This window comes from Rhodanobacter hydrolyticus, from assembly GCF_044904645.1.
In genome coordinates this window covers 4594509-4621425 of sequence record NZ_JADIKK010000008.1, presented here as the reverse complement: position 1 = coordinate 4621425, position 26917 = coordinate 4594509, and the positions used below count along the sequence as shown (strand labels likewise).

Genomic DNA, 26917 nt, shown 5'->3' with positions numbered 1-26917 from the left:
CGGGCGCACCGGGCAGTCCGCGAACGGGAGGGCGGGGCGCGCGGTTTGTGCGCGGCGACGTCATGGCGATGTCCCCCGGTTTTCATCCAGCCATGCCTGGAACATGAGCACCGGCCATAGATGGTGCTGCCAGTTGTGGCGGCCGCTCAGGTGTTCGTTCCATTTCTGCCGGATCGGTGCCGGATGGAAATAACCTTCCTGGCGCAGTCGATTCTCGTCGAGCAGTGCTTCCGCCCAGTCGCGCAGCGGGCCGCGCAGCCAGCTGTCGAGCGGGATGCCGAAACCCATCTTGGGCCGTTCGACCAGCTCCCTGGGCACGTGTCGGTACAGCACCTGGCGCAGCAGCCATTTGCCTTCGCCGTCGCGTATCTTCTGGTGCAAGGGGACGCGCCATGCCAGTTCGACCACGCGGTGGTCGAGCATGGGCACACGAGTCTCCAGGCTATTGGCCATCGCAGCCCGATCGACCTTCACCAGGATGTCGTCGGGGAGGTAGCTCTGCGCATCCATCGCCATCATCCATTGCGCCAGGATTTTGGTGTCCGGCCATGCATCGGGATCGGTCAGCAGGGTTGTCGGTTCGTGCGCGCCGATCACGATGCCGCCCGGGTTCTTCCACTGGCTGGCGAGGTGGAGGAAAAAAGCGTGGCCGCTCGACAGCGGAAGCACGCCGGCCAGCTTCTGCGCCTTGTCGCCCGGTGTGGCCACGTGCCAACGCTTCGGCAGCAACGGCTTGATGCGCTCGAACCACCGGTTCCATGCATCCGGCGATACGGAGCGCAGGATCCCGGCGCCGGCGGTCCGCGCGAACGGCGGCAGGCGCCGCATCCGTTCCCAGGTCGTGCGGGCTCCGAGATAACGGTTGTAGCCGCCGAAGAGCTCGTCGCCGCCGTCGCCGCTCAGGGCCACCGTCACTTCGCGGCGGGTCAGCTGGCTGACCAGGAAGGTGGGAATCTGCGAGCTGTCGCTGAAGGGTTCGCAGAAGATCGAGGGGAGCTTCGGGATGACAGCCAGGGCATCGTCGGGGCGCACGTAGAGCTCGGTGTGCTCGGTACCCAGGTGCTTGGCCACCGCCTTGGCGTGTGCGGCCTCGTCGTAGCCGGCCTCGCCGAACCCCATGGTGAAGGTCCTGATGGGGCGGCTGCTGCGCGCCTGCATCAGGGCCACGACGGTGCTGCTGTCGATGCCGCCGCTGAGAAACGCGCCCAGCGGCACGTCGGCCAGCATCTGCGCGCTGATGCTGGCGCCGAGTTGTTCCTCTAGCGCATCGATCGCTTCGGCGTCCGAGCCCGGGAGCGGATTGCCGAGGCCTGCGCGAACGGCATCGTTGTAGCGCCAATACGCCTCGGGTGCCGCATCTCGGGGCGTATCGGCGGCGATGCGCAGCAGATGCCCGGGACGAAGCTTGAAGACGCCCCGGTGGATGGAATACGGCGCAGGGATGCAATCGTGGCGCAGCAGCAAGGCCAGTGCGTCGCGGTCGACATCCGCCCGGAAGGCCGCATGCGCCTTCAGGGCCTTGAGCTCCGAACCGAACAGCAAGGTATGGCCTTGCCATGCGTAGTACAGCGGCTTCTCGCCCATGCGGTCGCGTGCGAGCGTGAGGGCCCGCTGCTGGCGATCCCACAGCGCGAACGCAAACATCCCCACGCAGACGTGCAGGGTTCGCTCGACGCCCCAGGCGGCGAAGCATGCGAGCAGGGTCTCGGTATCCGAATGCCCCCGCCACGCCGGTGCCGCGCCTTCCGCAAGCAGCCGCTGGCGCAGGTCGAGATGGTTGTAGATTTCGCCGTTGAACACGACGACGTAGCGTCCGCAGGCCGAGAGCATGGGTTGATGGCCGGCAGGCGAGAGATCCTGGATGGACAGGCGTCGCTGGGCCAATGCGATTCCCGCCGATTCGTCGCACCAGTTGCCGCCGTCGTCGGGCCCGCGATGGATCAAGCGCGTCGACATCGACCGCACCTGTTCCAGCAGGGAGTCCCGCGTGCCGCCACCCGGCTGCCAGAAGCCGGCCACGCCGCACATCAGTGGCCTCCCGCGCTGTGCAGCACGTTCGCGAGCCGTGATGCCTGCACGGTCACGTTGTATTCGTTCTCGACGCGCGCGCGCCCTGCCAGGCCCATGCGCGTGCGCAGCCGCCGGCTGAGGATCAGCTGCTCGAGGTCATGACGCCATGCATCCGTCCCCGTCGCCAGAAAGCCGTTCTCGCCGTGCCGCACGATGTCGACGTTCGCGCCGACCGTTGAAGCGACCACCGGCAGGCCGCACGCCATGTACTGGATGATCTTGTAGCCGCACTTGCCACGCTCCCACGGGCCGTCGCGCAACGGCATGATGCCGATATCCATCCGGGCGATCATGTCGGCCTCGCTGTCCTCGGACCACGCCACCACCTCTGGCACCAGGCTGCCGAACTGGCCCGCGACCTCCGTTCGCGGTCCGACCAGGAGCAGGCGGGCGTTGTGTTTGGCGCAGACCTGCTCCAGCACGTCGCGGTTGTCCAGCAGGTATTCCTCGGTGGCCGGCGAGCCGACCCAGCCGATGACCGGCCGCCCTTCGTCGACGTGGTTCACCACGGTGTAGCGATGCTCGTCAACGACGGTGGGAATGACCTCGATCCGCGTGGCACCTGCCTGCGCGGCGCGTGCGGCGAGGTAGTGGTTGCCGGCGATCACGCAGGCGGATCCGCGCATGACCTGGTCGATCTTGCGGCCCAGCACGCGCCGGACCAGCGGACTGGACGACATGTCGTACTTGTGGAACAGCGCGTCGTCGTAGTCCACGACGTACGGCCTGGCGGAGCGCGCGAGCAGCGACTCGAGCCAGTGCGGCAGATAGGGGAAGAGCTCGCCCTCGACCCAGGCGAGATCGTGCGTGTCGCGACGCAGGGTCTGTCTGATCCGCCGGGCGTAGTATTGCCATGCGATGCGCCGCGCGGAGGAGGGGCGGTCGCCATACAGCCGCTCGAGATAGGCATCGGGGAACAGCGCATGCACCTCCACGTCGATGCCACGATCGCGCAGCAGGGGCAGATACTGCAGGCTGCGTAGCCGGGTACTTGGCCCCCGCCTCGAATACCTGGAAAACAGCAGCACCTTGAGGCGCCTCATTCGGGTGCCTTCCTGAGGCATTCCGGATACTCGATGAACAGTGCCACCAGCGGGACGACGTACATCCACTGGAAGGCGAAGGCCTCGATATAGGGGTTCGTGTTGGTCGCGAGCAGCGCACAGACCAGGCCGCAGAACATGAACTTGTGCCGTGTCGGAAGGCGACGGATGAGCGCCAGCCGGAGCGCCATGAGGATATAGAGCACAAACGGCAACGCGTAGATCACCGTGCCGAGTATTCCGACCCGGTAGAGCGTGGCCAGCCACACCAGTTCGTAGCGCCAGGGATGGATGGGGTCGCTGACGTACGGGACGCCGACGCCCTGGCCGGAGCCCAGACCGCCGTTGTCGAGAACGCCCGCGAACAGCGAATGCCCCATCTGCACCCGGGCCATGCCGCCGCCCGAGGCGAGCTTGTCCGTGACGACGTTCAACACTGTGCTCAGGTCGATTTTCGTGTAGGCCTGCAGCAGGGCAAGCGCGGCCACCGTTGCGACCACCATGGGCAGGCCATAGCGGATGATCCTGATGAGCGGCGAGCGATGCGGGCTTTCGGTCGTGCGCGATGCCAGCATCATGCCCAGCAACCAGCCCATCGGCACCGAGAGGATCAGCGCGGAGCGGCCGGAAGTGAGTGCGCAGATCAGCAGCGCCGCCAGCAGGGTCAACCGCAGCAATCGCCTCCTGATGAGTTCGGGCGAACTGAAGAAGCCACCGCACAGGAAGATCAGCGAGCCATACACATGCATGGTGGCGCCGGAAAATCCCTCGTTTTGATTGATGTTGGCGCCCTGGAAGAAGAAAGCCACGGCCGCAGCGCCACGGCTGAAGTAGAGGTAGAAGAACAAGGCCACGCTCACGGCGCAAAGCAGGCTCAGCAGGACGAACCAGCCGATCAGCTTTTCGGCTCCGAGCCGCCTCAGCAAGGCTTCGGCAATGACCGTCCACGCCAGGGGCGAAAGGATGTAGATCGCCGTCACCTGGGCAATGGCGAGCAGTGGCGCATCGTGCATGCCGCCCACGACGAGGTAGGCGATCGTCACGATCACGGTGCAGGCATACATCGCCAGCAGGTTCCTGAAGCCGTTGCCGATGCGCAGTCCCGGCAGCGCCAGCAGGAACGCAAGACCCATCACCACCGCGGTGGGAACCGGCAAGGAGTTCGGTATGACCACGGCAAGGAACAACAGCAGGAAAGCCGTGCCCAGGAACATGTGGCCCACGGTGATCCGGTATCTGCCAGCGCCGGATAGCGCCGCCGGTGGCAGGAACAGATCTGCCGACGATGTCGACGATGGATCGTGTGCATAGCTCATGAGTGCACCATGTCCGAGATCCAGCGATCGAGCATGCCGGCCTGCGACTGCTTGCTGTAGGGACTGATGTCGCGGTGCGTGTCGGCAGGGCGGGGCGACAACGCGGAGCGCAAGGCCTCGCCGGCCGATGCTCCCGCACTGGTCAGCACGCTGCAGCCTGCTCCCGTCTCGGCGAGGATGGCGGTAGCCGCGTTGCGCACGCCGGAAACGCAGACGATGTCCGCTCCGGCGGCGAGGTACTCGAACAGCTTGCCGGTGGCGCAGCTGGCACGGGAGCCGGTCAGCAGCAGCAGTTTGTCGCAGCGCTGCATGAGCTGGAGCGCCAGCGTACGTTCGACTGCCCCGGGCGCACTGACCGAAAATCTGGCCCGTTCCAGCGTCGCGCGCTCGGCCGCCGTCAGTTCGCCGACGAACATCACGTGATTGCCGGCCACCACCGCCGGGGACTCGTTGAGTGCGTCGACGAAGAAATCGAGGCTCTTCGAGGCCGATCCGTCGCTGGCGCCGATGCGCCCGAAATGCCCTATCAGTCGTGCGCCGGCCGGGACGTGCCGGGCAAGCATGGCGGCGACCCGCGTATCGTCATCGATGGGCTTGTCCGCGGCGACGAAGTCGGCCGGGTCGTAGCCGTTGGGCAGGATCGCCGCGGCCTTGCCTGGATAGCGCCGCTGGAAATCCGCGACGAGGGGAGGGCTTACCGAGGTGATCAGGTCGGCAGCGGCCACCACGCGCCCTTCGACCAGGCTGCGCACCCAGGTCCGCAGCGAGCCGGGCTTGCCCAGTGGTTCGAATACGAGCCCGTCGCGGAAGTCCTGCAGGCAGCCGATGCGATGTCTGCTGGCCAGGCTCGCGGCGGCGACCAGGGAGTCGATCGGCGAATACGTGCCAATGGCCACGCAGCGCTCGCCCGCATCGCGTTTTTCGACGCAGAGCCGATCGGCCGCCGCCAGTGCGTTGACCAGCCACGGCTGCCCGCGTTCGGCGCTCCCGGAAAGCAGGAACGGCAGCGGGCGCAGGAAGGCCGACGCCATGGTGAGCAGCGAGGCCGCGGTAGAAGACTCGCTGCCCACACAGTGTCCCGGCAACGGGAAGACGGTGATGTCGGCGGTCGACGTTGCCGTGGACGCGCTCGCGCTCACTCCCGCTGCGGGTTCGCGGGCGAATACGAAGATCCGGTATTTCGCCGGGTCCAGATACTTCAACAGACCCTTGAACCGTTGCGCGGCGATGTTGCCGGCCAGGTGATGCGCCGCAAAGACGAACACATTGATCTTCGCCATCATCGTGGCCTCGACTTGGCCGTGGTGGCCACGCTAGGCGCAGTGGCAAGGCCGCACGGCAACATTGCTGCAGGAAGCCGGCGTGACCCGTCGTGGCAGCGCGGCACGCAACGGTGCGCGGGCCTGGTCATGACAGAGCCTCGGGTTCTTCGCTCGGCTGCGGGTAGCTGCGCTTCGCCTTGAGCGCATCGAGCAACGAGCGGTACATGTAGTTCCATTCGTTGCGGAAGCACCAGACGACGACCGGAAGCAGCGCCACCCAGACCAGGCTGAAATGGACGGCGACGCGAGGGCCGTACACCAGCGTGGCGATGGAAAGGCCCACGCCGACGGTGACGAACGCATACAGCCGCGCTCGCGGGAAGGGCCGCCAGACGTAGGCCGAAGCTTCGGTCCGCGCCACGAAGAAAACCAGGAACGCGATGGCGTTGGCCACGACGGCGCCGGCAGCGCCATGGCCCGGCACCAGCCACACGCTGAGGGCGACATTGACGACCAGTCCGGCGGCGGTGGACCACAGCGACAGCATGGACCGGCGGGTGATCCCGATGCCCACGCAGGTCACCTCGGAGAGGGTGTAGAGCAGCGGCTCGCCGATGCAGCACAGCATCAGGTACTTCACCTGGGAGTAATGCGCTGGCAGCACGAAGTCGGTCAGCCACGACAAGGCGCCGCTCAGGACCCAGATGGTGCAGACCACCGCCAGTGCCTGCTGGGCGATGTGATCGACCCGTCGCATGTCCACGCCACGGGCCACCCATTTGTAGACCATCGGCGCCCACAGCACGGTGAAGATCGTCTGGAAGACCACGCCCACACCGGCAAAGCTCATGGATACCGAATAGATCGCCAGTTCCGGCAGGGTCGAGAGCGAACGCAGGGCCAGCGTGCTGGTGGCATCCAGCCCCCAGTAGGCCACACCGGCAAAGATCAGCGGCACGCCGTAGCCGACCAGGCCGCGGACCTGTGTGCGGGAAACCGGGGCCAGCAAGGCCGGACTCCACTCGCGCCAGGTATTCGCGCTGTAGGCGAGCAGGACGGACAGCAAGGAAGCCAGATAGGCCGCCTCCAGGGCGCCGAACGACTTCGAGAAGGCCGGCAGCGCCAGCATGCCCACCGCCAGCAGCAGGACCACCTTGGGCAATACCTGGCTCAGGGAGAACGCCATCCCGCGATCCTGCATGCGCAGGATGAGCGACAGAAACCGGGATATGAAACTCACGATCACGCAGGCCACGAGCGTCCAGTAATACGCGGCATGCCCAAGGCCGAACAGCCAGTCGGTTAGGCGCGCGTCGAACGGCAGCGTGACCAGCATCGCCAGCAGCAACAGCACGAATCCCGGAGCGAAGCAGGCTTTCAGCAAAGCCCCGCGATCGCTCCATTCGTGGTATTCCCGCACATAGGCGCGATCGAGCCCGAGGTTGAACAGCAGGACGCCGAACGACACCGCGATCTGCACGATGTTCAATCGCCCCACGTCGGCGGGAGGAAAGACCCAGGCAATCGCCGGCACCGTCACCAGGCCAAGCCCGGCGGTGGCGATGGGGCCGATGGCAAATGCCAGTACGGTTCGTATGTTCACCCGTCGACCTGTGTAGTTGAGCTGTTGTCACGATCACCGTCTTGTCGCCTGTCGGATCCGGTATGCAGCCGGGCGAAGCGGCGGCGCCGGTTGCCTGTCGCCGGATGCGCCGATGGCGATCACGTCCGCGACGAAATCCCGGTAGTTCCGGGCGGCATCGAAACCGGCCTCGATCGTCTGGCGCGCATGCGCGCGCCGGGCATCGCGTCCGTCCGCGAACGCCACCCGCTCCATCGCTTCGGCGATTTCCTGCACGTCGGGGCAGGGCCCCAGCAGCGCGCCGCAGCGATCGGATACCAGGCTGGAAATGCCGCCCACGTCGGGGGCGACGGCCGGCACCCCCGCGCTCATGGCTTCCATGATGGAAACCGGAACACCTTCGGATTCGCTGGCGTTGATCAGCATGTCCACCGGGGTATCAAGGTAATACACCTTGACGGCATGGTTGGGCAGTTCGCCGAGGAAAGCGCAGACAATGTTTTTCAGGCCGTTCAACTGCGCCTTCGCCAGCGCCGTGATCTCTTCCAGCAACGGGCCGCCGCCGATATGCGTCCAGGTCAGGCTGATCTCCGGGTGACGGCGGCCAAGCAGGGCAACGGCTCCCACGATCTTGTCCAGCCGTTTCACCCGCAGGCAGAAGGAAACCGACACCACATGCAGGTGCCCCGTCGCGCTCGGGCGCGCAAGCCCATCGGCCAGCGGCACGCCCAGTGGTGCGATGCGGACGTTCCCCGGCGCTGCGCCGTAGGTCTGCTGCAGGTAGGCGCGTGCCTCGCTCGACAGTGCGAAGATCGCGTCGTAGGCGGCAATGAACTGGCGCTTCAGCGGCATGTAGCCGTCCCTGCGGCGCGCTTCGTACAGATCGAAACCGTGCACGCGGGAGACGACCCTGCGCACCGCGCCTGCATCCCTGGCAAGCACGGCTGCGTAGGCCTGCGTTTCGTTCCAGTAGCAATAGGCCACGTCTGCCGGACCGTGCGCCCGGGCGTATCGCCGCAGCTGCGCCGCCTGCTCCAGCACCTTGGACGTATGCAGCAGAGCTCGTGCGACGGTGTGCGGGCTCGTCTTCCGCGACCGGTGCAGGTAACCCAGCTCGCGTCGCAAGATCGCGGAGCACAGCGCCAGCAGCATGAACCACAGCCGCCCGAGTTTCGTGGAGCGCGCCATGCCAAGATCGATCGAGATGCCGGCAGGTATCGGGCGCGGCGTCCCCGCCGCGAGCGCGGGCAGCAACGTCACGCTGACGCCGGCGCACGTGGCCCAATAGCCGATCTCGTCCTCGATGAACTGCTCACCGGGAAGATAGGGGTAGGCGTTGGTCAGGATGACGATCTTCATGGCCGCGCAACCATGTCCGCCACGACGATGTCGGTCACGCTGCTCTGGTAGACCGTGTGGTCCACCTTGAAGGGAATGCTGATCTTGAAGCGACCGGCCGTGGCAAGGCTTGCCGTCAGCACCCGCCGCCAGTTCGCGGTGACTTCTTCCATCGTCAGCATCGGCGGGTGCGCCGTGACCAGCGCGTTGTATTGCTCCCAGTAGAGATGGTCGTGGAAGACGCTGTATTCGGCGCTGATGACGGCGATCGTCATGTCGACGCTGTCGGCCAGGCTCAGCTCCGACATGCATATCGCGGGCACGTCTTCGCGTATCACGTAGTACAGGCAGGACAGCGGCGCCGAAGCGGGATCCACATGGCGATACAACCGGTCGGGCGACATCTTGCGTCGCACCTTGGCGGAATTCATGCGGTTCTTGATATTGAAATGGATGCGGTCGATCCATCCGCGGCCCGCGAGAACTTCCTTCTTCATCGCAGGGCTGCTGCAGTTGTAGCCGTAGATCTTCGGCCAAGCCATGTTGCCGGTGACCTGGGCGGCGTCGGACACGACGACGATGTCGTCGCTGACGAAACCGACATCCTCGCGATTCCTCAGCGCAAGCACGAGCGAAGACTTGCCGACCCCGCTGGTGCCGGCGAGCAGGCAGGCTTTTCCGCCTATCGTCACGGACGCGGCGTGGATCAGCGCCACATCCTTGAAGAAATAGGATGAGGGCGCGAGCACGAACTCATGCAACATCTGCTCGAAGTCCTCGACCTTGCGCGAGTACTCCATCGACAGCAGGTTGTGCAGCATGCGCCGGATGCCGTGCCGCGCCTTGATGACGACGTCCACCTCCAGGGACTCGCCGTCGTCGCGTTTCCAGTAGACGTCGACCGCGGGGAACGAGGTCAGCATCCCGTGCGCGAATGTCTCGTGGGCCTTCGGGTTGATCGCGAAGGGCTTGTGCGCGGGCATGGTCTTGCCGATGCGGATGTTTACGTCGGGCCTCCGGCTGCCGGCGTCCGCGTACAGATTTAGGGTTTCCGCGAGCAGAATTTCCAGGTCCGCATCGCCGGAAAACGCATAGCATTTGCCGAAGATGATTTTCTTCATGCGTGCCGATTCCGCCTTTTCCGCGACCACGGTTTGCGTTTGCTCGTCCGGAAAGCTGCCACTGATATCGCCAGGCTCGAGCGGGGGCGCGGGTGGGGTGAACGCTGCATGCATGTCACAGCTCCTTGATGACTCGCGCAGGGACGCCGGCAATCACCCGGTTGTCCGGTACCGATCGCGTGACCACGGAATTGGCGCCGACGATCACGTTGTTGCCCAGCGTGACGCCTTCACGGATATAGACGTTGTCGCCGATCCAGCAGTCGTCGCCGATGACGATGTCGCGCTCCAGATGGATGATCGGGCCCGCTGCGTTGTTGGTCGGCTTGCCCAGCGAATGGGTGATCGCCTTGATCGACACGTTGTAGCCGATGGCGCAGCTGCGGCCGATGACGACCCTGGAATGCGGTCCGCACGAGAGATGCGCCTGGTTGAGATAACTCATCTCGCCGACCAGGAAATTTTGCTTGGGGCCGATCAGTTTCGAGCCCAGGCCGATCGTGGCGCGCGGCGATATGCCGCCGTACCCGCGCATCCGTCGGGCGTGGCTCCTGCGCTGGGCCCAATCGACCGAGCCGCTTATCAACCTGGCAAGGAGATCGAGCATGTCCGGACCTGTTTCATCGATGCCGCGACGAGCTTTCCCACGACCAGGTTTGCCTGCGGTTCCGTCAGATACGGGTGCATGGGCAAGCTGAGCACCCGTGCGGCCACGTCGTCGCCCACCGGCAGGCGCGCGCCGGCGTCCGCGACCGCCGGTTGTCTGTTGATCGGAATCGGGTAATGCACCGCGGTGGGAACGCCCGCGTCCTTCAGTTGCGCCTGCAGTGATTCGCGTTCGTCCACGCAGATGGTGTATTGGGCGTAGACGCTGGAGTTGTGCGGCTCGACATGGGGCGGAGCGGCGATGCCGGCTCGCGCGATCAGCGCATCGTAATGGGCTGCGACCTGTTGCCGCATGCCGATTTCGTCTTCGAATACTTCCAGCTTGGCCAGCAGGATGGCCGCTTGCAGCGTATCCAGCCGGCTGTTCACGCCGACGCGGATGTGGTGGTAGCGGCGATCCTGGCCGTGACGCGCGATCTGCCGCATCACTAGGGCAAGTCGGTCGTCGTTGGTGAAAAGTGCGCCGCCGTCGCCGTAGCAACCCAACGGCTTGCTGGGGAAGAAGCTGGTGCAGGCGACGGTGCTCAGGTTGCACGAATGACGACCTTTGTAGAGCGCGCCGAAACTCTGCGCGGCGTCTTCGATCACCGGGATGCCATGCTTGTTCGCGATCGTGTTGATGGCGTCGAAATCCGCGCACTGCCCGTAAAGCGAAACGGGAATGATCGCGCGCGTCCGCGGGGTGATCGCCGCTTCGAGCCCGGTTGGATCGAGGTTGTAGGTACGCGGGTCGATGTCCACGTAGACCGGCCGCGCGCCCAGCAGCGCAACCGTCTCCGCGGTGGCGATGTAGGTGAAGCCGGGCATGATGACCTCATCGCCGGCGCCGACGCCCAACGCCATCTGCGCGATCTGCAACGCGTCCGTTCCGTTTGCGCAGCTGATGCAGTGCCTGGCGCCCACGAAGGCGGCAAGTTTCACTTCCAGTTCGGTCACTTCCGGCCCGAGGATGTACTGGCCATGTGCCAGCACGCGGGCGATGCCGGCATCGAGGCGATCCTTGATGCGGTCCTGCTGGGCCTTGAGGTCGATGAAGTCGATCACGCGGCGGGCTCCTCCTTGTGCAGCACCCGCCCTCTCAGCACATAACGTGCGCCGGTGTGCGCGCAGATGGCTTCGCCACGTCCGTCCGGCGGCAGGGGGAGCTGCTCGCCGAACTCGCTCATCCACCCGACTTGCCGTGCCGGCACGCCTACCATCAGGGCATACGCGGGCACGTTCCGGTTGACGACCGCTCCGGCGCCTACAAAGGCGAACTCGCCGATGGTGATGCCGCAGACGATGGTGCAGTTCGCACCCAGCGTGGCGCCCCGTTTGACCAGGGTGTCGCGGTATTCGTCCTTGCGCCCGATGAGCGAGCGTGGGTTGTAGACATTGGTGAAGACCATGCTCGGACCGCAGAAGACGCCTTCCTCGAGCGTCACGTTGTCGTATACCGACACGTTGTTCTGGATCTTGCAGTGGTCTCCGATAACTACCTTGTTGCCGACGAATACGTTCTGGCCGAGCGAGACGTCCCTGCCGATGCGGGCGCCGCCGCAGACGTGCACGAAATGCCATACGCGGCAGCCCGCGCCGATCCGGGCGCCTTCGTCGACGATGGCAGAAGGGTGCTGGTAGTGGTCCATGCTGTTCGCTCTTCAGGCTCGCCGTTGCAGAGAAGGGTGGCCGTCGTTCGCCGCGGAAACGATGCCGCTGGTGCGGATCGTCGACACGGTTTCGATGGCGACGCGGTTTTCATCGAGGCCGAAACCACGGCCTGCAAGGATTTCTTCGTAGCTGCGGTTATGCAGGTCCGCAAAGCCGCCAGAGAACTCGATCTCCTCGCCGTCCACCGTGATCGATCGATAGGTGCGTTGCCCGCTTTCGCGCACCGGAATGGGCACGTCTTCGACGTCCACCGACAGGAACCAGCGCACGCGGGCGTTTTCGTATTCCAGGTAGCCCGCCGCCTTCGTGTCGCTGCGCAGGTGCACGACGTTGGCCTGCAACGCGCCGAAGATGTAGTGCAGCATGTCGAAGAAGTGCACGCCGATGTTGGTGGCTATGCCGCCGGACTTCTTCTGATCGCCTTTCCAGCTTTGCAGATACCAGTGGCCGCGCGAGGTGACGTAGGCAAGGTCCACTTCGTGCTTGGTGTCGCGTCGTCCATGCCGGACCCGGTTGCGCAGGGCGATGATCGCCGGGTGCAGGCGCAATTGCAGGATCGTATTGACGCGCTTGCCGGTCTCTCGCTCAATTTCCCGCAGACCATCGATGTTCCACGGATTGAGTACCAGCGGCTTCTCGCAGATCGCATGTGCGCCGGAACGCAAGGCGAAGCGCATGTGCGAGTCATGCAGGTAATTCGGCGAACAGATGGAGACGTAATCGATCTGGCCGCCATCGCCGGCGCGCCGGCGCAGATCGACGTGCCTGTCGAAGCGTTCGAACTCGGTGAAGAAATCGGCATCGGGGAAGTGGCTGTCGATGACGCCGACCGAATCGTTCGGATCGAAGGCGGCCAGTAGCCGGTTGCCGGTGGCCTTGATGGCCTGCATGTGGCGGGGAGCGATGTAGCCGGCTGCACCGATAAGGGCGAAGTTCTTCGACGGAGTGGTCATGAAAACGGGTCCTGGGGCTGCGCGGTCTCTGCCGGCCCATGTGCGATGGATGCTTCTGTCCACGGGCGGCGGGTTTGCGGCGGTCGCCATGCGCAGTTGCAGCGCGCCCGACCCTGTGTCGCTGTGCGCCTGCGCGGCTGGCCGTACCTGACATCGGTTGTCGTCGCTTCGAGGCGGGCTTTTCTCATGCGGTCGCCTTGCCGACGCCGTAGTAGGCGTAGGAGTAGTAGCCGCTGCTGCGCTTCTCCACGGCGTTGAAGATGGCGCCCCGGAGGTGGATGTTGTTCTGCTCGAAGCGTTGCCGTGCCAAGGCGACTTCGCGCACCTGGTTGAGCCCGAAGCGCACCACCATCAGGGCGGTGCCTGCATGGTGGCCGATGATGGCCGCATCGGTCACCGCCAGGATCGGCGGAGTGTCGATGATGACTAGGTCGTACACCTTCTTCACGTGGTCGAGCAGCGTGGAGAAACGGGAGTTCATCAACAGCTCGGAAGGGTTCGGCGGAATCTTGCCGCGGCCGATGAAGTGCAGGTGCGAGGACGGAGCGACCGGTTGTATTGCCGCTTCCAGGTCGGTCTGGCCCGAGATCAATTCGGAAAGGCCGACCCCGGCCTGGCAGCCCACGATTCTGTGCAGCGACCCCATGCGCATGTCGCCGTCGATCAGCAACACGCGCTGGTTGCCCTGGGCGACCAGGGTGGCGAGGTTGGCGGAGACGAACGTCTTGCCGACATCCGGACTGGAACCGGTGATCATCAGCACGTTGTTTTTCGCCTCAAGGCGGGCGAAATGCAGGCTGGTGCGCAAGCTCCGCAAGGCCTCGGTGGCCATGTCAGCCGGCGCGTCCATGACCAGCAGGCGTTGCTTGCCGTATCCGCGGACGCGCTTGTCGTGCAATGCCTGCTCCCGCAGGCTGACCGGGATGGAGGCATACACGGGCAGGCCGATGTTTTCGATGACGGCCGGATCTTCGATGCCACGGTTGAGCGCCTGCCGTATGAAGACGCACAAGAGCGCCACGAAGCCACCGAGGAACGCGCTGCCGAGCACCACGATGGTCTTCTTCGGCCATATCGGCTGTGTGACGTCCACCGCCGCGCTGTCGATGATCCGTACATTGCCGACCGTGCCCGCGCGGGCGATGTCGAGTTGCTGGGCCTGGTTGAGCAGGCCGGTGTAGGTGTCGTTGCTCACCTGCACATCGCGGGTCAGTTTCAACAGCTCCTGCTGGGTATTCGGCAGGTTGCCGACCTGCTTGTCTATCCCGCCTTTCTGCGCCTCCAGCTGGCCTATCTGTTTCATCAGGGCCTTGTAGGCCGGATGCTCGGGTGTGTACTGGCGCTGCATGTCCGCCTGCTGCAGGCGCAACTGCTGGATGTTGGTCTGGATGGAGACCTCCTGGTCCAGCAGGCTTTGGGTTTGCATGCTGATGTCGACCGAGCGAGCGCGGAGCTGGTATGCGTTAAGCGCCGCTGTGGCCGTTTCAAGCTGACTGCGGACCTTGGGGAGCTGCTCACGCACGAACTCCAGGCTGTTCGCCGCCTCCGCGGAATTGCGATCCACGTCCTGGCGCACGTAGAGCTCGCCCACCTCCCGCAGCACATTCGCCGCCAACACCGGATCGGTGTTGGCGTAGGTCATGTCGAGGATGCCCGAATCCTTGCTCTCTTCGTTGACCTTGATGGCCTTGCGAAGCCGGTTGGTCACCGTCAGCCGGCGATGGCGGAACACGCGGAAGTGGGTGCCTTCATTGGCAACCAGGGTCTTGACCTGGATGGTTATGCCCTGGCCAGTGGAGGATTCCCCCGTATGGCCAGTGACCAGAAGGTTTCCCTTCTCGTCGACCAGGATGTAGCCGCCGTTCTCGCCTGCGATCAGGGTCAGCGGCTTGTCCAGGAGATTGTCGGGTACGTCCAGTTGGAAAATGTCCAGCTTCGAGCCGCCCCAGTCGTAGCCGGTCATTCCGAACCAGGGCGTCGCCACCTTGCCGGCATTGTGCGAGGCGTAGAGGTGGGCGATGAAATTGCCGAACAGGGGAAAGCGTTCCGGGCTGCTTTCGACCGCGAGCTTGAGCTTGTCGACCACTGCGCCGACCACCATGCGCGAAGTGATCAAGGCCGATTGGGTGCTTGCTTCGGGATCTTCCGCCCCCAGCGTCTGGCTGAGTGCGCTCAAGCCGGGCAGATCCGGAACCTTCTGTTCCACCTGCGCTGTCGACGTGGCTTGATAGATCGGTGTTGCAACTACAGCATAGATGATGCCGAGTACGACAAAAATCACGGTAATGCGGCAGATAAGCCACTTGTTGTCGCGAAGCGTGCCAAGCAATTCGCTCAGATCGATTTCGTTATCGCGTTGCAGAGGGGCCAGGGTGCCGGTCATATGGATTACCATCTCGTGACATGAGAACAGGGATCACAGATAAAGCTGCCAGCTATCCACTCCTTTTGTGATCATTTCGTGTACGTATTCGAATGCAATGCGCTCTTGGCGATAAGGGTCGGGTATATCGTTTTCATTCAACCATTTATCTAGCAGATAAACCTTGCCGCGAATTTCGGGGGCAAGTTGGATCATCGCTGCGACATGACTCTTTTCCATGCCAAGCACCAAATCAGCCTCGTGCAGCATGGCGGGTGTCAACTGGCGGGCACGATGCAACGTGCCGTCAATGCCGCTTTCGGCGAGCAATTGCAGGGAAGTCGCATCCATGGGTCTTCCGGCAGGCGCATAGAGCCCCGCGCTGCTGAATGCAACGTGGCGTGATCTCGTGCGCTGTCGAAACAGGTATTCTGCCGTGGGACTGCGGCAAACATTACCCATGCAGACAATCAATATCCGCTCAAACACAGCGCCGTCATACTCCCGAATCCTAAGTCAGCGTCGATCCAAGGATGCTAGAAATGGCGGTACGGCCTCCTGTCAAATTTCAGGAAAACCCACAATATTGTGTGAGTTTCGTGGCCCTGTTTTGAATGTAAATCGCGAGTCTCAAAAAGAGACCGAAAAGCGGCGACACGCAGGGTGTATGCCTGCTTATTATTCGCATCCGTCGTCACACGAATATGTCGACGTGTCGAACGGATTCCGGAGTTCGTTTGTCGTCATTGAACGAAATAAGAGCATCGATCATTGCACGTCCGGATTGCTTGTCAGTGAACAGCAGCCAAATGATCCGGCCGGTTGCGTTGAATCAGTTGCGGGCACTGAATTGGCGCCTGCATCGCGTGTACAGCGGCATGAATGCGGAACTTCACGTCATGCGTTCTGGATCGTAGAGACCGTGGATCGAACCTTGTCTGAATCTATGGTCGGGAATCCGGTCGATCGATGCGTGCGCATCGGGCCGTCCGCGGGACGGCGACAGGGATCCACCTTCGCGAGGCGCGAGCTTGGCAACACATGCAATGCGTGGGCCATCTCTCGATGGCCGTCAGGCTTTGGAGTCGTGCCGCGGCTGAGGCCTTCACAACTTCGAAAGGCTATGGCTCGCAGCGGCAACGGCAACCGTCCCATGCTGCGTCAGTTTGCCGGGGTGCTACACGGTCAGCGTGTGAGTGCTGGGACGCAGCGGCCAACCGCCCTTGTCAACGGTGGCGGGTGCCCTTTGGATCTTTGGGGTTCACCGGTGCTTGGCCAGTGTGTTCGGGATCGCGCGCGAAGCGTTTTGTCGATTGGAACTTCGTTGCGTGCTCTACGACGGAACCGATCTTCTTGCTGGAATACACGGAGTGGATGGCTGCGACCGTCAGAACCGGAGGCGATTTGCTCATTGGGGCGACTCGTGGCGAGAGGGATACGGCGACCATACTCCTTAATCGTTGGTCGCGTGGGAAAGGGTGTGCGGCGGCATGCCTTCAGCGCCTCCACTGGGTCTCGACGTGCGGGAGCTGCTCCGTGACCGGATCGCGGCTGGCGGGCTCGCAGCACAGCGCGTTGCGGGAGAATCGAGTCGGGCGCTTTACTTCGGAGCCTCGGTGGAAGCCGGATCCTGCGCTACCGCTTCAATGAATTCCTTGGCCGGCATCGGTTCGCCAAGCATGAAGCCTTGCAGGCTGTCGCAACCGATGCGGGTGAGGAACGCTTTCTGCGCGGCGGTTTCAACGCCTTCGGCGACAATCTTGAGGTTGAGCGTCTGCCCCAGCGCGACGATGGCCGACACGATGGCGGCGTCCTCGGTGCCGATGGCAAGGTCGCGCACGAAGCCCTTGTCTATCTTCAGTTCGGTGGCCGGCAGACGTTTCAGGTAGAGCAGGCTGGAGTAGCCGGTGCCGAAGTCGTCGATGGAGATGTTCACCCCCATGTCCTTCAGCTGCTGCAGCGTCGCCAGGCTTGCCTCGACATCGGACATGGCGGTGGACTCGGTGATTTCCAGCGTCAGAAAGCGCGGGGCGAGCGCATGGCGCGCCAGCGTGCCGCGCACCAGCTCGATAAGTCCATCGTGGCCGAACTGCACTGCCGACAGGTTCACCGCAATCGTCCATTGCGGATGCCCGGCGTCATGCCACGCGCGCATTTGCCGACATGCTTCGTCGAGCACCCATTCACCAATCGGCACGATCAGGCCGGTTTTCTCCGCGATGGGAATGAAGTGGCCGGGCAGGATCATCCCGAGCGTGGGATGCGACCATCGCAGCAAGGCCTCTGCGCCGATGACGGGACCGTTCGGCGCGTCGAATTTCGGCTGATAGTGCAGCGTCAGTTCACCGCGTGCCGAGGCTACGCGCAGTTCCCGCGCGATCTGCATCTGTTCGTGCGCATCGGAGTTCATCGAGGTTTCGAAAAAAGCATAGCCTTTTTGTCCCGACGCCTTCGCGTGGTACATCGCCGCGTCGGCATTGGTCATCAGCTCCTGCTGGGTGGCGCCGTCGCCAGGGTAGAGGACGATGCCGATGCTGGAAGTCACATGCAGCTCGTGCTTGGCGATGAAGATGGGCTCGCCGATCGCCTTCATTAGGGTCTCGGCGATACGGGCAGCATCCGTCGGTTCTTCGATACGGGCCAGCAATACGAATTCGTCGCCGCCGATGCGGGCGACGGTATCCTCGTTGCCCACGTTGGCGCGTATGCGCTGGGCAACTTCGACCAGCAGCATGTCGCCGGAGCGATGTCCAAACACGTCGTTGACGGCCTTGAAGCCGTCGAGGTCCAGGAACATGAGCGCGAAACGGCTCTTGTCGCGATCGGCGATCAGGATTTCATGTTCGAGGCGATCGTGCAGCAACACGCGGTTCGGCAACTTGGTCTGGCTGTCGTGCAGGGCGAGATAGGTGAGTTCCTCGTTCGCCTCGGCGAGCGAGCTGACCAGCACGGCCGTGCGCGACTCCATGCGCACGTCGAACGCGGAGACGGTGAGCGTCGCCGCCAGTACTGCCAGGGTGACGACGATGACGACGACGGCCAGCCAGTTCGTGTTCACGCCATGATGTGCTGCCCCGCAGATGCTGCCCAGCGGGAATTGCGCGGCGCTCATGCCGGTGTAATGCATGCCGACGATGGCGAGGCCCATGACGACGGCCGCGCCGAGCCGTTTCCGCCATACGTGCGATGAGTCCTTGCGCAATTGGAAGGCGATCCACAGCGCTGCACCCGCTGCCATGATGGCGATCGCCACCGACAGGGCGAACAGCCACGCGTCGTACTGGATGCCCGGGCTCATGCGCATCGCTGCCATGCCCGTGTAATGCATGCCGGCAATGGCCGGCCCCATCAGCAGGGCGCCGCCGACCAGGTGCGTCCAAGGCAGCGTTTGCCGGCAAACCAGCCACAAGGCGAATGCGGAAGAGGCAATGGCGATCAGCAACGACAGCAGGGTGATCAGCGGGTCATAGCCCAGCGGAATCGGCAGGCTGAAAGCCAGCATGCCGACGAAATGCATCGACCAGATGCCCAATCCCATCGCGCAGGCGCCAGCAAACAGCCACCAGCGCGCGCCGGAGTCACGTGCCGTGGTGATGCGGCCGGCCATGCCCAGTGCCGTGTAGGAGGCGAAGATCGCCACGAGCAGGGAACACACGACGAGCAACGGGTTGTACGAACTGGCCAGCATTCAACGAACCCTTGAGTCCTTAGGCCTTGCATGTCGCACGAAGGTGGCCTGATCGTAGCGTGGCTTTGCAAGGTTTGGGCGTCGGGTTTCTATCGGCCTGCAGGCCCGGATCTTGACCGCACAAGGCTTTGACGCTACCTGGAGCCGCGCGTTTGCGGCTCGTGACCGCCTGTGGGCGGCGGATCCCGCAAATTCGCGACGAAGAAACTTGCGCCAGGATTCATTCACCGGTAATCGACTAGTCGCATGCTGGCCGCTCCATTCCAAAGCGGAGAACGTCATGGGAATCCTCGATACCTTGGGTGAAGTTGCCGGTGCCGTGGCGGCAGTCGAAGGCGCCGAGAAGCTCGATCCGAATGCGGGCCTGCTGACGAAGGGCATTGCGGCCATCGCCGGATTCAAGGGCGCCGGTGCGCTGGAAGAAATGGTAGGCAAGAAGGAAGACGAGGCGGATGCCGCGCCGGCTGACGACAGCCAGTCCTGAGTTCCGTTCACGCTGACGGGGCCGCCTATCGGGTGGCCCCGCTTTTCGCGCCGTCAACCGGTGGTGGTGTGCTGCGCACAGGTTTTGGCGCGTGCTTGCAACAGTTCGCGTTCGCGGGCGTTGCGGGTGAGCGCCGCGGCATGTTCGAACTCCGTGCGGGCCTCACCGTGGCGATCGAGCTTCTGCAGCAGATCGCCGCGCACTGCCGGCAACAGGTGATAGTTCGCCAGTGCCGGTTCGTCGCGTAGCGTATCGACCAGCGCAAGGCCTGCTGCTGGCCCGCTGGCCATCGCCACGGCCACTGCGCGGTTGAGTTCCACCACGGGCGATGGCGTGACGCCGGCCAGTGTGGCGTACAGCGCCGCGATGCGGTGCCAGTCGGTTTGCTCCGCGGTATTGGCGCGGGCGTGGCAAGCGGCGATTGCTGCCTGCAGGGTGTACGGCTCTTCGTGGTCGCCCAGCCGTTGCGCGCGATCCAGCGCGGCTAGGCCACGCTGGATCAGCAGCCGATCCCAGCGCGCGCGGTTCTGTTCCAGCAACAGGATCGGCGTTCCGTCCGGTGCGCTGCGCGCATGCGTACGCGAGGCCTGCAGTTCCATCAGTGCGAGCAGGCCGAACACGGAGGCCTGCTGCGGCATCAGTCCGGCGAGGATGCGGCCCAGCCGCAGGGCTTCCTCGCACAGCGCGGGCCGCATCCAGTCGTCGCCGGCGGTGGCGGTGTAGCCCTCATTGAAGATCAGGTAGATCACGCCCAGCACCGCGTCCAGGCGTTCGGCGAGCTCTTCGCCACGCGGAACCTCGAACGGCACCTGTTTCTCGGCCAGCGTGCGCTTCGCGCGCACGATGCGCTGGGCGATGGTGGGCTCCGGCTGCAGGAAGGCGCGGGCGATCTCGGGCGTGCTGAGGCCGCCCAGCAGGCGCAGGGTGAGCGCCACGCGCGAATCGGCAGGCAGCGCGGGATGGCAGGCGGTGAAGATCAGCCGCAGCAGGTCGTCGCCGATATCGTCGTCCAGCATGGCGTCGAAGCGGGGCATAGCATCGGCCTGTTCGGCCTCCAGTTCGCGGGCGATTTCCTCGTGCTTGCGCTCCATCAGCTGATGACGGCGCAGGCGGTCGATCGCGCGGTGTTTCGCCGTGGTCATCAACCACGCGCCGGGATTGTCCGGCACGCCGGTCTGCGGCCATTGTTCCAGCGCAGTCACCAACGCGTCCTGCGCCAGTTCCTCCGCCAGGCCCACGTCGCGCAGCATGCGGGTGAGGCCGGCGATGATGCGCGCCGATTCGATGCGCCAGATGGCTTCGATGCTGCGGGGGATGTCGGTCGCCGTCATGGCGACCGATCAGACCATCATCGCTCCGTGGGAGCAAGGCATCATGCAGCGGGCGGGCAGTTGATCATCCACGGCACGCCGTAGCGGTCCACCAGCGAGCCGAAGCGCGCGGCCCAGAAGGTCTGCTGGATCGGCATCTGCACCGTGCCACCTTCGGCCAGCGCGTGGAAAATCCGCTCGGCCTGTTCCGGCGAGTCGAGCTGGATCGACACCGAGCAGCCCTTGATCGGCGTATAGGGACATTGCGGCGCCATCGCGTCCGAGGCCATCAGCACCTGGTCGCCGACTTCCAGCCGCACGTGCATCATCTTGTCGCGCATCTCCGCAGGCATGGGCATTTCAGGCGGCGCGTCGCCATAGCGTGCCCGCATGGTGACCTTGCCGCCGAAGCAGCTGGCATAGAAATCGAAGGCGGCCTCGGCATTGCCGTCGTAGTTGAGGTAGGCGACGAATTGCATGGCGGTACTCCTTGCAGGGCGGGGTTTATGGGCGGTTGCCGATCTGCGCGCGCAGGTTTGCTTCCTGCTCGCGCAAGGCATCCGTGAACTTGTCGCCGAAGTCTTCGGCCTCGAATACCGGGCGGATCTCGACTTCGGCGCCGGTGTCGAACGGCGCGCGTTTCAGCCATTCGATGGCTTCGGCCATCGACTTCACCTGCCATAGCCAGAAGCCGGCGATCAGTTCCTTGGATTCGGTGAACGGGCCATCGATCACGGTGCGTTGTGCGCCGTCGAAACGCACGCGGGCGCCGCGCGAACTGGGATGCAGGCCTTCTCCGGCCAGCATCACGCCTGCCTTCACCAATTCTTCGTTGAATTGGCCCATCGCGGCGAGCCGATCGGTGCTCGGCATCAGGCCGGCCTCGGTGTCTTTGGTCGCCTTCACGATCACTATGCAGCGCATCGGTTCGCCTCCTGTGGCCGGGATGAATCCGCCTTCAAAGGTGCGACGAACGGCGGGGTGCCGGATCGACACCTTGCACGAAGTTTTTTTGCGATGCCCGCAAGCCGAACAGGCAGAACGCGGTCAGGACGCCCGATTGTGCGAGCGCATCGTGCGCTGTTTTTCGATCTGCCAGTCGCGCTGCTTCTCGGTGTCGCGCTTGTCGTGTTCCTGCTTGCCGCGGGCCAGGCCGACTTCCACCTTCACCTTGCCGTTCTTCCAGTACATCGCGGTGGGCACCAGCGTGTAGCCCTTGCGCTCCACTGCGCCGATCAACTGGTCGATCTCCTTGCGGTGCAGGAGCAGCTTGCGCGTGCGGCGGTCTTCGGCGATGACGTGGGTGGAAGCGCTGATCAGGGGGGGGATCGAGGCGCCGACCAGGAAGATTTCGCCCTTAATGACGATGGCATAGCCGTCGCCGAAGTTGATCCGACCCGCGCGCAGCGCTTTCAGCTCCCAGCCTTGCAGGGCGATGCCGGCCTCATAGCGCTGGTCGATGTGGTACTCGAACCGCGCGCGCTTGTTGAGCGCGATGGTGCCCGTGCCCTTGGTGGTGTCCTTGTCCTTGCTCTTGGCCATGTCCGCTAAACTTCGGGCCTCTGGGCGGCCGCATTGCCTGCGTGCCTTTCAGGGGCAGCGCTTCTTTTAGAAGTGCATCCATGGATGGATGCCCGTTTGATCTTCGCATTCACGGAAGAATGCAGTAACCACCGAATGCGCCCATAGATGGGCGCTCGTTTGATTCTCGCATTCAAGCATGAATGCACCAGGATAGAGGCTACCGTGATCGAGATACGCCGCAGCGCGCTGGTACGCCATTCCCCGGAACAGATGTTCGATCTGGTCGATGGTGTGGAAGCATACCCAAAGCGTTTCCCGTGGTGCTCGGCATCCGCGGTGGTCGAGCGCAGCGACAATGTACTGGTGGCGCGCCTCGACCTGCATTTCATGGGCTTGCGGCACAGCTTCACCACCCGCAACACTGCCGAGCGGCCGCATCGCATCGACATCCATCTGGTCGACGGCCCGTTCCGTTCGCTGGACGGTCACTGGAGTTTCACCGCGCTGGGAGACGACGGCTGCAAGGTGGCGCTGGCGCTAGATTTCGAATACGCCGGCATCGGCGGCAGCGTGCTCAAGCTGGGTTTCCAGGGACTCGCCAACCGCATGGTGGACGATTTCTGCGTTGCCGCGGACCACCTGCATGGCTGAGCCGACCATAACGGTGGAAGTAGTGCATGCCTGCGCGCAGCACATACGGCGCAGCCGCGTTTCGTTGCCGGATGGAAGCACTGCTATGCAGGCAGTCGTGGCGGCAGGTTTTTTGCCGTCGCTTCCTGCCGAGGTGGCGGAGCCGCTGCGATTGGGCATCTTCTCGTGCAGGATAGACGCCGATCATGTGCTACGCGACGGCGACCGGGTGGAAATTTACCGGCCGCTGACCCTTGACCCCATGGCCTCGCGCCGGCGCCGTGCCGGCCAAGGCTGACGCAGGCGCTACCCGCAGTTTAGTTGTTGCTGCTGCCGGAGTCGTTGCCGGAGTCCGAACCGCCGCCGGAATCCTTGCTGTCCTTGCCGCTGGTGTCCTTGTCGCCCTTGGTGTCGTTGACCGGGTAATCGACGTTGTACTTCTTGCTTTCCTTGAGCAGGTTTTTGTTGTTTTCGAGGTAAGGGCTGCCCTCGATGCGCGCCAGGATGTCGTCATTGAAGTACAGGGTCATGGTACTGACCTGCATCGGGCCGCCGCGGTGCGAATAGGTGGACACGTAGTCCCAGCGGCTCTGGTTGAACGGGGAGGCGACCGAAGGCGTGCCGACCAACAGCATCACCTGGCGCTTGGTCAGGCCGGGCTTGAGCTGATCCACCGCCTTCTGGTCGATGGTCTTGTCGAGCAGGTTGCCCTGGCGCACGTCCTGCGTGTAGACCAGGTGGCAGCCGGAAACGGCAAGCGCCAACAACGCGACAACCGGCAGGGTGATCAGCTTTTGCATGCGTGAAACGTCCAGATCGTGGAAGAGCGGATGATACACTACCGGTTCGGCATCGCCGCGCCGGCGTGAGGTGGCAAACGATGGAACAGGAAACTCAGGAACTGCGTCGGGTCGGTCTCAAAGTGACCCATCCGCGCATGCGCATTCTGCAGATCTTCGACGAGGAGGAGGGCAACCACCTCACTGCCGAGGACGTCTACAAGAAGCTGCTCGCCCATCAGGAAGACATCGGCCTGGCGACGGTGTACCGCGTGCTGACCCAGTTCGAGGCAGCCGGCATTGTCGTCAAGCACAACTTCGAAGGCGGGCAGGCCGTCTACGAACTCGATCGCGGCAAGCACCATGACCACATGATCGATGTGGACAGCGGAAAGGTGATCGAGTTCGTCAGCGAAGAGATCGAGCGTCTGCAACGCGAGGTCGCGGCGCGCCATGGTTATGTGATCGAGGATCACAGCCTAGTGCTGTACGTTCGTCCCAAGAGCCGCGGTACGCGCAAGGGCTGATCACCGCCATCCGGGCATCCGGGCATTTCTTGGGCACAAAAAAATCGCGAGGGAGGACTCCTGTCCACCTCGCGATTGCCTCGTACCTTCTGGGTTTCGGCATGGCGAGTTGCTCGTCCAGGCCTGTGTCCAAGGTAACGACCAGACGGCCTCCTGCCGTCTCTCCGGAGTCACCGTCCCCACGAGGACTCCGGTACGCCATCTCACGATGGCGGCTCCCCCACATCGATGGATCGATGCTAACGAAGCCTTCACGTCCTGTGTATCGGAAAAATTCCTAGACAGGCCGAAATGTGACGGGCAAGTCGTTATTGCTGCGCAGCAATACGCGCAGATGCACGCCGCGCGGTGCCGGGCGCAACTGGAACAGGCCTCCCAGCGAGGTGACACGGTCGCGCATGCCTTGCAGGCCGCGGCCACCTCGTGGCGGCCGCTCGGGCAATCCGATGCCGTCGTCGCGCAAGTCGAGTAGGGCGAGTATCGCGCCGTGGCGTTCGCCGATGCGCAGGCGCAGGCGGAATTCGCTGGCCCTGGCGTGCTTCACTGCATTGGTGGCGCTTTCCTGCGCCAGTCGATAGATCGCGGTGCGGGTGTCGTCGTCGAGCAGGCGCGGGTCGCCATGCAGGTCGGTGACATAGTGGATGCCCGCAGCCTTCAGCAGGTCGCGGATCGGACCTTCGTCCAGCGCGCGCAGCAGGCCGAACTCGTCCAGCACTGCAGGACGCAGGTCGTCCAGCAAGCGATGCAGGGCGCGACGCATGTGCGCGAGGATGCTGTTGATCGAGGTGCCGATATCTTCCAGTCCGGCCTGTTGCAGGCGCGCCTGCACCAGTTTCACGTGGGTCTGGATCGCGGTGATGTTCTGGCCCAGCTCGTCGTGCAGCTCGGCGGCCATGTGGCGGCGCTGGTTTTCCTCCGCCTGCAGATTGCCGCGCGCAGCGGCTCGCAGTTGCCGCGCCAGTTGGTCCAGCCGTCGGTTGACTGCCGCCAGGTGGGTATTCTGCTCGGCTACCTGCAGCTTGCTGCGACGCAGAGCATCCGTGGCTGAGCCCAGCATCAGCGTTCCGGTGCCGGCCACGGCCAGGAACAGATAGCCGGCCGCCGAAGGGGCGTGGCCGAGGCGCTGATCCAGCACCGTCATCCCGAAACTGGAGATGGTGATGGCCAGACTGGCGCCGCGCCAGCCATGGCGGAATGCAAAGAACAGCACGGGGGCCAGCGATAGCGCACGGGCGAACTGCGGTTGCGACGTGGCCTGTTCGGAAAGCAGCAGCAGGATGGCCATGGCCGGCAGCATCACCTGCAGGCCGTCCAGGGCCAATTCCGCCAACGCATGGCGGCTGGGAGGGGCGCGCAGCAGCAGCACCATCACCGGCACCATCAGCAGCACGCCCAGATAGCCGCCCAGCAATTCGTTGCCCAACATGTGGATCAGCGCGTCTTCGGCCGCGGCCGTGTGGATCACCGTGAGCAGGCCGATGTCCACCGCCGTGGTGGCGAGCACCACGAGCATCGCGGCCAGCAGCAGGCGGGCCGTTTCCTGTGGGTTGTGCAGGCTGGTGCCGGCATGCGGATTCAGCCTGCGCAGCAGCCACAGGCTGGCCGCGGTTACCAGCGGTTCGGGCAGGTCGCCGAGGAAAAAGCCGCTCCAGCCCATCGGCAGTCCATCGTGCATGCTCATGCCGGCCGAGGCGATCAGTTCGGCGCCCAGCAGCCAGCCCCAGCGACGCACGGGCAGCAGCAACAACGCGCCGAAGCGCAAACCGTAGGGCAGTGCCCAATAGGGTTGCTCCGTCGGCCACAGCAGCAGCCACAGCAGGACGTAGATCGCCCCCAGCAGCGGGCCGGAGTGCAGTGGGCGGAAGGGTTTCAGGCGCATCCGCGGATGGTACACGGGCGTTTGGCAGTGCCGGCGCAGACCGGCGCCGGTCCATATACAGTAGGGCCATGTACAGCATTGTCCTGGTCGACGACCACGCCATCGTGCGTGAAGGTTTCAAGCGGCTGATCGGGCTGGAGCCCGATCTCCAGGTGGTGGGTGAGTGCCGCTGCGCAGACGACGCGGTGGAGGCAGTGGCGCAGCACCGGCCCGACCTGGTGGCGCTGGACCTGTCGTTGCCCGACGGCAGCGGCCTTCCCTTGATCGAACACCTGGGCAGCGTGTCGCCCGGCACGCGCATCGTGGTGTTGAGCATGCACGATGGCGAACCCTACGTGTCCGAAGCCTTGCGCCGCGGTGCCAGCGGCTACGTAACCAAGGGCGTGGCGCCGGAGGAACTGGTGGCGGGCCTGCGCGCGGTGATGCAGGGCGAGCAGTTCCTGAGTTCCGACCTGCGCCAGCGCCGTGCGGAGCAGCCGGAATCCGCGCTCGATCCGCTGCATCGCCTGACCACCCGCGAACACGAGGTGTTCCTGCTGCTGGCCTGCGGGCGCACGCCCAAGCAGGTGGCGGCCGAGCTGGGCATTGGCCAGAAGACTGTCTACATCCACCGCGCCAGCGTGATGGGCAAGCTCAATGCCGGTTCGGAACTGGAGTTGTATCGCATGGCCAGCGAGCGTGGGCTGCTGCCCGCCAGCGGTTAGAGCCTGCTAAGCGTTTCCCGGCGGCTAGC

General features: G+C 64.2%; 25 protein-coding genes. 5 read left to right on the top strand and 20 right to left on the bottom strand.

What is annotated here, in order from left to right; genetic code table 11:
* Window positions 1–60: 60 nt before the first annotated feature.
* From asnB to ISP25_RS23100, 14 genes are all read right to left on the bottom strand, one after another.
* Complete coding sequence (gene asnB / locus ISP25_RS23165) at window positions 61–2028, bottom strand: asparagine synthase (glutamine-hydrolyzing) (protein ID WP_404612046.1); 1968 nt, start codon at window positions 2026–2028, stop codon at window positions 61–63.
* Window positions 2028–3113 (bottom strand): glycosyltransferase family 4 protein, encoded by a 1086-nt coding sequence (locus ISP25_RS23160; RefSeq protein WP_404612044.1) that lies wholly within the window; start codon window positions 3111–3113, stop codon window positions 2028–2030. The genes asnB and ISP25_RS23160 overlap by 1 nt, the downstream gene beginning before the upstream one ends.
* Window positions 3110–4429 carry a hypothetical protein gene (locus ISP25_RS23155; protein ID WP_192157148.1) on the bottom strand — a complete coding sequence of 440 codons (1320 nt, stop codon included), beginning with the start codon at window positions 4427–4429 and terminating at the stop codon, window positions 3110–3112. Before ISP25_RS23155 ends, ISP25_RS23160 begins: the two co-directional genes overlap by 4 nt.
* Entirely contained in the window at window positions 4426–5712 is a 1287-nt protein-coding gene (locus ISP25_RS23150; RefSeq protein WP_404612042.1) for a glycosyltransferase family protein, read from the bottom strand. The genes ISP25_RS23155 and ISP25_RS23150 overlap by 4 nt, the downstream gene beginning before the upstream one ends.
* A 124-nt stretch (window positions 5713–5836) precedes the next feature.
* Window positions 5837–7294 (bottom strand): lipopolysaccharide biosynthesis protein, encoded by a 1458-nt coding sequence (locus ISP25_RS23145; protein ID WP_404612040.1) that lies wholly within the window; start codon window positions 7292–7294, stop codon window positions 5837–5839.
* Window positions 7295–7327: 33 nt separating this feature from the next.
* The gene (locus tag ISP25_RS23140; protein WP_404612038.1) at window positions 7328–8632 is read right to left on the bottom strand and encodes a glycosyltransferase; all 1305 of its coding nucleotides are present in this window, start codon (window positions 8630–8632) and stop codon (window positions 7328–7330) included.
* Window positions 8629–9846, bottom strand: coding sequence for a hypothetical protein (locus ISP25_RS23135; protein ID WP_404612036.1), 1218 nt, complete (start codon window positions 9844–9846; stop codon window positions 8629–8631). The genes ISP25_RS23140 and ISP25_RS23135 overlap by 4 nt, the downstream gene beginning before the upstream one ends.
* Before the next feature lies 1 nt (window position 9847).
* Entirely contained in the window at window positions 9848–10339 is a 492-nt protein-coding gene (locus ISP25_RS23130; protein WP_192157156.1) for an acyltransferase, read from the bottom strand.
* Window positions 10315–11442, bottom strand: coding sequence for a DegT/DnrJ/EryC1/StrS family aminotransferase (locus ISP25_RS23125; protein ID WP_404612034.1), 1128 nt, complete (start codon window positions 11440–11442; stop codon window positions 10315–10317). The genes ISP25_RS23130 and ISP25_RS23125 overlap by 25 nt, the downstream gene beginning before the upstream one ends.
* Window positions 11439–12026, bottom strand: a complete 588-nt coding sequence (wbpD, locus tag ISP25_RS23120) for a UDP-2-acetamido-3-amino-2,3-dideoxy-D-glucuronate N-acetyltransferase (protein WP_404612032.1) — start codon at window positions 12024–12026, stop codon at window positions 11439–11441. Before wbpD ends, ISP25_RS23125 begins: the two co-directional genes overlap by 4 nt.
* Before the next feature lie 12 nt (window positions 12027–12038).
* Window positions 12039–13001: a Gfo/Idh/MocA family protein gene (locus tag ISP25_RS23115; RefSeq protein ID WP_404612030.1), complete on the bottom strand. Its 963-nt coding sequence runs from the start codon at window positions 12999–13001 to the stop codon at window positions 12039–12041.
* A gap of 184 nt (window positions 13002–13185) precedes the next feature.
* Entirely contained in the window at window positions 13186–15384 is a 2199-nt protein-coding gene (locus ISP25_RS23110) for a polysaccharide biosynthesis tyrosine autokinase (RefSeq protein ID WP_192157161.1), read from the bottom strand.
* Window positions 15385–15417: 33 nt separating this feature from the next.
* Window positions 15418–15852, bottom strand: a complete 435-nt coding sequence (locus ISP25_RS23105) for an arsenate reductase/protein-tyrosine-phosphatase family protein (RefSeq protein WP_192157162.1) — start codon at window positions 15850–15852, stop codon at window positions 15418–15420.
* Between the two features lie 1111 nt (window positions 15853–16963).
* Complete coding sequence (locus ISP25_RS23100) at window positions 16964–19048, bottom strand: putative bifunctional diguanylate cyclase/phosphodiesterase (protein ID WP_404612090.1); 2085 nt, start codon at window positions 19046–19048, stop codon at window positions 16964–16966.
* A gap of 283 nt (window positions 19049–19331) precedes the next feature.
* Between ISP25_RS23100 and ISP25_RS23095 the strand changes: the two genes are divergently transcribed.
* Entirely contained in the window at window positions 19332–19535 is a 204-nt protein-coding gene (locus ISP25_RS23095) for a hypothetical protein (protein WP_192157165.1), read from the top strand.
* Between the two features lie 53 nt (window positions 19536–19588).
* Here ISP25_RS23095 and ISP25_RS23090 read toward each other — a convergent pair whose 3' ends face one another.
* The 4 genes from ISP25_RS23090 to smpB form a co-directional block, all read right to left on the bottom strand.
* Window positions 19589–20866, bottom strand: coding sequence for an RNA polymerase sigma factor (locus tag ISP25_RS23090; RefSeq protein WP_404612027.1), 1278 nt, complete (start codon window positions 20864–20866; stop codon window positions 19589–19591).
* A gap of 41 nt (window positions 20867–20907) precedes the next feature.
* Window positions 20908–21324: a VOC family protein gene (locus ISP25_RS23085; RefSeq protein WP_404612025.1), complete on the bottom strand. Its 417-nt coding sequence runs from the start codon at window positions 21322–21324 to the stop codon at window positions 20908–20910.
* 25 nt (window positions 21325–21349) lie between these two features.
* Window positions 21350–21769 carry a YciI family protein gene (locus ISP25_RS23080; RefSeq protein ID WP_404612023.1) on the bottom strand — a complete coding sequence of 140 codons (420 nt, stop codon included), beginning with the start codon at window positions 21767–21769 and terminating at the stop codon, window positions 21350–21352.
* 123 nt (window positions 21770–21892) lie between these two features.
* Window positions 21893–22387, bottom strand: a complete 495-nt coding sequence (gene smpB / locus ISP25_RS23075; protein ID WP_192106547.1) for an SsrA-binding protein SmpB — start codon at window positions 22385–22387, stop codon at window positions 21893–21895.
* Between the two features lie 204 nt (window positions 22388–22591).
* On the opposite strand from smpB, the gene ISP25_RS23070 reads away from it, so the two are divergent.
* Complete coding sequence (locus tag ISP25_RS23070; protein ID WP_192157174.1) at window positions 22592–23020, top strand: SRPBCC family protein; 429 nt, start codon at window positions 22592–22594, stop codon at window positions 23018–23020.
* Window positions 23013–23297, top strand: a complete 285-nt coding sequence (locus tag ISP25_RS23065) for an RnfH family protein (protein WP_404612020.1) — start codon at window positions 23013–23015, stop codon at window positions 23295–23297. The genes ISP25_RS23070 and ISP25_RS23065 overlap by 8 nt, the downstream gene beginning before the upstream one ends.
* A gap of 19 nt (window positions 23298–23316) precedes the next feature.
* Here the strand turns inward: ISP25_RS23065 and ISP25_RS23060 are convergent, their stop codons facing one another.
* The gene (locus ISP25_RS23060; RefSeq protein WP_192157178.1) at window positions 23317–23799 is read right to left on the bottom strand and encodes an outer membrane protein assembly factor BamE; all 483 of its coding nucleotides are present in this window, start codon (window positions 23797–23799) and stop codon (window positions 23317–23319) included.
* Window positions 23800–23879: 80 nt separating this feature from the next.
* Here ISP25_RS23060 and fur point away from each other — a divergent pair, with 80 nt between their 5' ends.
* The gene (fur, locus tag ISP25_RS23055; protein WP_404612018.1) at window positions 23880–24305 is read left to right on the top strand and encodes a ferric iron uptake transcriptional regulator; all 426 of its coding nucleotides are present in this window, start codon (window positions 23880–23882) and stop codon (window positions 24303–24305) included.
* A 277-nt stretch (window positions 24306–24582) separates the two neighbouring features.
* Here fur and ISP25_RS23050 read toward each other — a convergent pair whose 3' ends face one another.
* Window positions 24583–26184, bottom strand: coding sequence for an MASE1 domain-containing sensor histidine kinase (locus ISP25_RS23050; protein WP_404612016.1), 1602 nt, complete (start codon window positions 26182–26184; stop codon window positions 24583–24585).
* A gap of 68 nt (window positions 26185–26252) precedes the next feature.
* Here ISP25_RS23050 and ISP25_RS23045 point away from each other — a divergent pair, with 68 nt between their 5' ends.
* Window positions 26253–26888 (top strand): response regulator transcription factor, encoded by a 636-nt coding sequence (locus tag ISP25_RS23045; protein WP_192157185.1) that lies wholly within the window; start codon window positions 26253–26255, stop codon window positions 26886–26888.
* Window positions 26889–26917: the final 29 nt, after the last annotated feature.

Excerpts from the sequence above, each read along its gene's own strand:
- asnB (WP_404612046.1), bottom strand. The coding sequence starts at position 2,028 with ATGTGCGGCGTGGCCGGCTTCTGGCAGCCGGGTGGCGGCACGCGGGAC.
- ISP25_RS23160 (WP_404612044.1), bottom strand. The coding sequence starts at position 3,113 with ATGAGGCGCCTCAAGGTGCTGCTGTTTTCCAGGTATTCGAGGCGGGGG.
- ISP25_RS23155 (WP_192157148.1), bottom strand. The coding sequence starts at position 4,429 with ATGAGCTATGCACACGATCCATCGTCGACATCGTCGGCAGATCTGTTC.
- ISP25_RS23150 (WP_404612042.1), bottom strand. The coding sequence starts at position 5,712 with ATGATGGCGAAGATCAATGTGTTCGTCTTTGCGGCGCATCACCTGGCC.
- ISP25_RS23140 (WP_404612038.1), bottom strand. The coding sequence starts at position 8,632 with ATGAAGATCGTCATCCTGACCAACGCCTACCCCTATCTTCCCGGTGAG.
- ISP25_RS23135 (WP_404612036.1), bottom strand. The coding sequence starts at position 9,846 with ATGCATGCAGCGTTCACCCCACCCGCGCCCCCGCTCGAGCCTGGCGAT.
- ISP25_RS23130 (WP_192157156.1), bottom strand. The coding sequence starts at position 10,339 with ATGCTCGATCTCCTTGCCAGGTTGATAAGCGGCTCGGTCGATTGGGCC.
- wbpD (WP_404612032.1), bottom strand. The coding sequence starts at position 12,026 with ATGGACCACTACCAGCACCCTTCTGCCATCGTCGACGAAGGCGCCCGG.
- ISP25_RS23115 (WP_404612030.1), bottom strand. The coding sequence starts at position 13,001 with ATGACCACTCCGTCGAAGAACTTCGCCCTTATCGGTGCAGCCGGCTAC.
- ISP25_RS23110 (WP_192157161.1), bottom strand. The coding sequence starts at position 15,384 with ATGACCGGCACCCTGGCCCCTCTGCAACGCGATAACGAAATCGATCTG.
- ISP25_RS23095 (WP_192157165.1), top strand. The coding sequence starts at position 19,332 with ATGGGAATCCTCGATACCTTGGGTGAAGTTGCCGGTGCCGTGGCGGCA.
- ISP25_RS23090 (WP_404612027.1), bottom strand. The coding sequence starts at position 20,866 with ATGACGGCGACCGACATCCCCCGCAGCATCGAAGCCATCTGGCGCATC.
- ISP25_RS23085 (WP_404612025.1), bottom strand. The coding sequence starts at position 21,324 with ATGCAATTCGTCGCCTACCTCAACTACGACGGCAATGCCGAGGCCGCC.
- ISP25_RS23080 (WP_404612023.1), bottom strand. The coding sequence starts at position 21,769 with ATGCGCTGCATAGTGATCGTGAAGGCGACCAAAGACACCGAGGCCGGC.
- smpB (WP_192106547.1), bottom strand. The coding sequence starts at position 22,387 with ATGGCCAAGAGCAAGGACAAGGACACCACCAAGGGCACGGGCACCATC.
- ISP25_RS23065 (WP_404612020.1), top strand. The coding sequence starts at position 23,013 with ATGGCTGAGCCGACCATAACGGTGGAAGTAGTGCATGCCTGCGCGCAG.
- ISP25_RS23060 (WP_192157178.1), bottom strand. The coding sequence starts at position 23,799 with ATGCAAAAGCTGATCACCCTGCCGGTTGTCGCGTTGTTGGCGCTTGCC.
- fur (WP_404612018.1), top strand. The coding sequence starts at position 23,880 with ATGGAACAGGAAACTCAGGAACTGCGTCGGGTCGGTCTCAAAGTGACC.
- ISP25_RS23050 (WP_404612016.1), bottom strand. The coding sequence starts at position 26,184 with ATGCGCCTGAAACCCTTCCGCCCACTGCACTCCGGCCCGCTGCTGGGG.
- ISP25_RS23045 (WP_192157185.1), top strand. The coding sequence starts at position 26,253 with ATGTACAGCATTGTCCTGGTCGACGACCACGCCATCGTGCGTGAAGGT.